General features: G+C 68.1%; 6 protein-coding genes and 1 pseudogene. 4 read left to right on the top strand and 3 right to left on the bottom strand.

Annotation, left to right across the window (positions count from 1 at the left end):
• Positions 1–295 precede the first annotated feature (295 nt).
• Together AB0I04_RS54830 and AB0I04_RS54825 are read left to right on the top strand one after the other, a co-directional pair.
• A pseudogene (locus tag AB0I04_RS54830) lies at positions 296–634 on the top strand (low temperature requirement protein A); the annotation flags it as partial.
• A gap of 29 nt (positions 635–663) precedes the next feature.
• Positions 664–1,152, top strand: coding sequence for a low temperature requirement protein A (locus tag AB0I04_RS54825; RefSeq protein ID WP_360904925.1), 489 nt, complete (start codon positions 664–666; stop codon positions 1,150–1,152).
• A gap of 1 nt (position 1,153) precedes the next feature.
• On the opposite strand, the gene AB0I04_RS54820 is transcribed toward AB0I04_RS54825, so the two are convergent.
• The 3 genes from AB0I04_RS54820 to AB0I04_RS54810 all read right to left on the bottom strand — a co-directional run bounded on the left by AB0I04_RS54820 (position 1,154) and on the right by AB0I04_RS54810 (position 3,639).
• The gene (locus tag AB0I04_RS54820; protein WP_360904922.1) at positions 1,154–1,387 is read right to left on the bottom strand and encodes a hypothetical protein; all 234 of its coding nucleotides are present in this window, start codon (positions 1,385–1,387) and stop codon (positions 1,154–1,156) included.
• Between the two features lie 159 nt (positions 1,388–1,546).
• The gene (locus AB0I04_RS54815) at positions 1,547–2,848 is read right to left on the bottom strand and encodes a cytochrome b N-terminal domain-containing protein (RefSeq protein WP_360904919.1); all 1,302 of its coding nucleotides are present in this window, start codon (positions 2,846–2,848) and stop codon (positions 1,547–1,549) included.
• A gap of 182 nt (positions 2,849–3,030) precedes the next feature.
• The gene (locus AB0I04_RS54810) at positions 3,031–3,639 is read right to left on the bottom strand and encodes a TetR/AcrR family transcriptional regulator (protein WP_360904916.1); all 609 of its coding nucleotides are present in this window, start codon (positions 3,637–3,639) and stop codon (positions 3,031–3,033) included.
• Between the two features lie 104 nt (positions 3,640–3,743).
• Here AB0I04_RS54810 and AB0I04_RS54805 point away from each other — a divergent pair, with 104 nt between their 5' ends.
• Positions 3,744–5,126, top strand: coding sequence for a carboxypeptidase regulatory-like domain-containing protein (locus tag AB0I04_RS54805; RefSeq protein WP_360904913.1), 1,383 nt, complete (start codon positions 3,744–3,746; stop codon positions 5,124–5,126).
• Between the two features lie 150 nt (positions 5,127–5,276).
• On the top strand, positions 5,277–5,513 hold a 237-nt coding region (locus AB0I04_RS54800), incomplete at its 3' end, for an AraC family transcriptional regulator (RefSeq protein WP_360904910.1).

Here is a 5,513-nt window from a genome sequence, read left to right as displayed (position 1 = left end):
CCTCAAAACCGGTGCCCTCTACGACGAGGCGACCGCCTGGCCGCATCATCTGGAACGGGCTGCTTGACATCACTAGCTCCTGGGATGTCTTTCGGCCGTGGGGTGCGGCTCCGCCGGGGCATCGCTTGGCAGCCGGTCGCCAGCTAAGACCGGACAGCCCCACCACCTGTGACAGCCTTCGCGGAATTCGTCCGTCACAGATCGGGGCGCTGTCCGGTCTTTCTCCGTGAGAACCGACCTTTCGCGGGACAGGAGCCAGAACGTGCCATCGGCGACGAAGGGGATCCGTGTGCGGATGCGTGCGCGGCCGATCGATGAGCCGCACCGCGTCTCCAGTCAGCTGGAGTTGCTGTTCGACCTGACCTTTGTGGTCGCGGTCGCGGCCGTCACCACCCAGCTGGCGCACGGCATCGCCGACGGCCATGGCCTGGCCGGGCTCCTCCCGTTCCTTCAGGTCTTCTTCGCGGTGTGGTGGGCCTGGATGAACTTCACCTGGTTCGCCTCGTCGTACGACACCGACGACGTCGCCTATCGGCTGCTGACCATGGTGCAGATGGCCGGTGCGCTGGTCCTCGCCGCCGGCGTACCCGCCGCGGCCGGCCACGCCGACTACCGGGCCGTCACACTCGGCTACTTCATCATGAGGGTCGGGCTCGTGTCCCAATGGCTGCGGGCCGCCGTCGAAGACCCGGCCGGCTCGTCGTCAGCGCCCTCTCCGGTCTCGTGCTGCTGTTCGCCATCTGGTGGCTCTACTTCCTCGTGCCGGCCGGCGCGGGTCTGGCCGAGCGCCGCCATCGGTCCTACCGATGGGGATACGGCCACTACGGCATCTTCGCGGCTCTCGCGGCCCTCGGCGCCGGCCTCAAGATCGCGGTCGAGCAGACGGGACATGAGCTCAATGCCTCACCCCTCGCCATCTGCTACGCCGTCGCGATCCCGGCCGCGGTGTTCCTCACGGCGCTGTGGCTCGTCCACGCGCCCATCGTGGCCGAGCCCGTGGTCAAGCCCGCTGCGATTCTCGGCGGCGTCGGCGTCATCCTCGTCGTGCCGCTCGCGGCACCGCGGATCGGAGTGGCCACCGTCGTCGCGGCGATCGCAGCCGTCAACGTCCTGATCACCACCATCGCCATCGCAGCGGGCCGGAAGCGCTGATTCACGTGGCGACAGAAGCACGCACGCGGCGGCGGGCTGCGGCCAGGAAGGTCTTCAGCAGGCGCCGATGCGCCGAGGAACTCACCGGCGTGCGGCGCCCGGCGGACAGATGCCTGCGCGCACGGCTCACCATCTGGCGGGTGTTCGCCTCACTCAGCTGAAGGATCTCCGCGATCTGACCGTAGGGGTCCGAACAGACGCGGCCGCAGACCGACGAAGACCGAAGCAGCCTCATCGAGCCCACCCGAGTCCCCCGATCGCGCGACCACGATCACCTCCCCACGGCCCCTCCGTTCGTTCAGCCTACAAAGGCTCCGTGGTCACGCGATCCCCGGCACCGTCGGTGCGGATCCCTCGCCTGGCATCCCGCGCCGACACAGGCCGCGGCCGGGCCTCACCCGGACGTGCCGCCGCGAGCGAGGTCGGTCGATGGCCGGTCCGGGGAGCGGGTGACTTCTTCGAAGCCGCCGTTGGCGAGTTGCCGGATCAACCCGGTTTCGACGCCATGCTCGGCTTCGTCGCGTTCCCGTTGCTGCAGTCCGAGGCCGAGTCGCCGGGTGACGACGAAGGCCAGGGGCGGCCCCGCGATCACGGCGACGCGGAAGAAGACGGTGAGGGCGGTCAGAGAGAGACCGAAGTGTGTGGCGATCTGGTCGTTCGAGGCCGCCGCCCACAGGAGCCCGTAAAAGGTCACTCCGGAGGCGCCGAGCGCCGTACGGTTCGCCGCGTCGCGGGGGCGATCCAGCAGGTCGTGCGCGCGCCGGTCACCAGTGATCCGGCGCTCGATCACCGGATAGGCGGCCAGGAGCGTGAAGAAGATCCCAGGGACGATGAGCGCCGGTACGAGCACCGCGAGGGTGAGGGGGTGCCCGAACACGGTGGGTTCCCAGTTCGGCATGATTCGCAGGCCGCCGTCGAGGAAGCCCATGTACCAGCCGGGTACGGCGCCCGAGGTGATCGAGCCGGGCTCGAAGGGGCCGTACAGCCAGATCGGGTTGATCTGTGCGACCGTTCCGAGCAGCACGAGAACCGCGCAGGTTGCGGTGAAGGGCGCTCCGAGCGCGACCAGGCCGGTGCGGCGACTGATGGGTCGCGGCCGCTGCTTCGTGAAGCGGGTGTGCCCATGCCGCCGTACGAGCCCGTAGCGCAGTGCCAGCAGCGCGAGGATGAGCACGCTGACGATGAGGTGCGCCCCGTACATGCGGGGGATGATCTTTTCGCCGGGGAAGTCACCGCCGAACAGCCAGAGCATCAGGTAGGTGCCGATCAGCGGAATCGACTGAACGACCCCCTCGATGAGGCTGAGGCTGCCGCCGGAAAGCTGGTCGTCGGGCAGCACCGTGCCGGTGACGCCGGCGGCCATGCCCAACACCAGCAGCCCTACCCAGGCCAGCCAATTGAGCAGGCGAGGGTTACGGAAGGCGCCGGTGAAGAACATCCGCAGCAACTGCAGCGTCACCGCGGCGATGAAGATGAGGGCGGCCCAGTGGTGGATCTGCCGCACCAGCAGGCCACCGCGAACGTCGAAGCTGAGATTCAGGGTCGAGGCGTACGCCTCGCTCATCCGGACGCCCCGCAGCGTCGGATACGCACCGCCGTAGACCGTCCGCTTCATGCTGGGTTCGTAGAACCACATGAGGAAGCAGCCGGTGAGGACCAACACGATGAACGCGTACGCGGCGATCTCAGCGAACATGAACGACCAGTGGCTCCGGCCGGCTCCACGTACGTACCGTGACCTTCGAGTCATCGGTCCCCCAAATGTCAGCGTCCAACGGGACTACACATAGGAAGACCGATCAGCGCTCACATCTGTGACGTCGCTGACGCTGATGTGTCGCAGATCATGCCGCCTGCGCTACGACCAGCCGAAGTGCCTCAAGGCCGGGAGGCGGGGGCGGTGAGGCCGGCAGCCAGGTGGTCGAACGCCTGGTCGATGAGCAGTCGCAGGCCCTTGAGCCCCGTTTCCGGTGACCAGGTGGTGAAGGCCGCGCGGAAGATCGACCCGGTCGCCGCCGCGAGCAGGCGCGGATAGAGGCTGCCCGCCGGGCACCCGATGCGATCGGTGAGGATGTCGACGAGCCTGGTCTCGAGGCGGAGGACCGCGTCCATGATCTTCGTCCTCAGTTCGGGACACGCGCTGAACAGCTTCTTGCGCGCATGCCAGCCGGTCTGCGCGGCGAAGCTGGGCAGGGTGTCGTCCATCGCTCGGCGCAGGGCGGTGAGCGGTGGTTCCTGCGATGGCCGTGCGGCGAGTCTCGATGCGAACTCGTCACTGAGGCGCTGGTCCCAGGCGAAGACCGCCGCCTCCTTGCTCTCGAAGTAGTTGAAGAAGGTCCGGCGGGAGACCCGGGCGGCTTCGCAGATGTCGTTCACGGTGACGGCCGAGGGACCGTGCTCCAGGAAGAGCCGGATCGCGGCGGCGCGCAGCGCCTCACGAGTCTCGATCTTCTTACGTTCTCGTAGTCCCTGAACTGCGCCCTGCACGTTGATCAAATCCTCTCGCAACCGGTGGCGGCCAGCGTACTCACGACAAATCGATACACGGGTGCAGTATTGCACGCGTGCAAGATTCGCGTAGGCTGCGCCGCATGGCATCTGCGCATGCGAAGACGAAACGCCCTGGTGGGATCGTGCGGACACTCATGATGGGGATCTGGCTCCCCGCGGTCTTCCTGGCCGGACTGCTCTGTTCCTTCCTGCCGGCCTTCCATCACCCGACGCCGCACCACATCAAGGTCGCGGTCGCCGCTCCGCCGGCAACGACAGCGCAGCTGCAGCACCGACTCGACACCGCGGTCCCGGGCGGCTTCACCCTGCGGCAGGTCGACTCCGCGGCCGAGGCGCGCTCTGCCGTCCTGAACGACGACGCGGTGGCGGCATTCGCGCCGGCTCCGCACCATCCGCAGCTGTACGGCGCCAAGGCGGACGGCGTCGCCATGGAGACGATCGTTCGCCAGGTCTTCACCTCTGTGGCCCAGAACGCCGGCGCCACCCTCGACTTCCACGAACTGGTCCCGACCAGGCCGGGAGACACCCTGGGCACTAGCCCGTTCTACCTGCTGATGGCCTGCACTCTCCCCGCCTACTTCCTGGTGGCCACCATGCAGCGCGCGGTGGGCTTCAGTCGTCGAGCGCATGTGGCCACGTTGGTCGGAGGCGGCGCCGTCGCCGCCCTCGCCTGTTACCTCACTGGCGCGTACGGGATGGATGCGATCCCGCGGCATCCGCTCGCCCTGCTGTACCTGTTCCTGCTGACGCAGTCCGTGTCGCTGACCTCCTACGGACTCGTGTCCTTTCTCGGTCCGTTCTTCCCAGGGGCCTCCGTCACGCTCTTCATCATGCTCAGCGTGCCCTCCAGCGGCGGCACCGTCTCTGTCGACCTACTCCCGGACTTCTTCCGCTTTCTCCACCCCGTCCTGCCGATGGGCAACGCCGCCGATGCCCTGCGAAACGTCGACTACCTGGGCGATCGGCAACTGGGAAGACCCACCGCGGTGCTCTGCGCGTGGATCGCGCTCGGCACCGCTCTCATCGTGCTCGGGTACGTCAAGCACCTACGCCGGCTCGTGCGCGAGGCGCGAGCGGGCATGACGGGATATGTCCCCGTGCCGCCCGTGGAAGATCCCACCGTGGAGCTCCCCGAGCCGGTCGCCCTCCCTCCGCGTCGGCACCACTTCGGAGAGCAGCCGCCGATGCTGACCGGGAGGGTCAGCGGTCCTGCCGGTGAACCAGTGCCGGGCGCCACCATCACGGTCACCGACCCGCGAGGCCGCCAACTCCTCCATACCCGTACGGACCATAACGGCGAGTACGCGGCCACGGGCTTCCACGATGGTTTCGCCGTCGTGGTCGCCGGCGCCTCCGGCCGGAAGCCGGTCGCCACGCGCCTGCTGCTCAGCACGGAGACACCTCTGAACCAGGACTTCATCCTGACGTCTCACCGCCCGGCGGGGGCCGCGCTCAGTCGCTGAGGCGGCCCCCGCCGGGCTCAGTCTCTGAGGCGGTCCGGTCCACCGCACGTCGCATCGGGCGCCCAGGCCGGTCAGGAATCGAGAAGCGCGGGTCACGGAGCCGTTCCTAGCCTGATCGGCATGACGTCCATCGATGAAAGGACTTCTCTCATGTGTCATCCCTCGTGGGGACGCGCACTCACCGCGGCGCAGCGTCTGAGCGACCTCGCGCGGTTGCGTCGTGTTCGTGATCGGATCGATCGGGAGTACGCGCAGCCGCTGGACGTCGAGGCGCTCGCCCGGGGCGTGCACATGTCGGCCGGGCATCTCAGCCGTCAGTTCCGGCTCGCCTACGGTGAGTCGCCGTATTCGTACCTGATGACCCGGCGTATCGAGCGTGCGATGGCG

Source organism: Actinoallomurus sp. NPDC050550 (genome assembly GCF_040655075.1).
In the GTDB taxonomy this organism is placed as follows: Bacteria; Actinomycetota; Actinomycetes; order Streptosporangiales; family Streptosporangiaceae; genus Actinoallomurus.
This window is presented reverse-complemented; position numbering and strand designations above follow the sequence as displayed.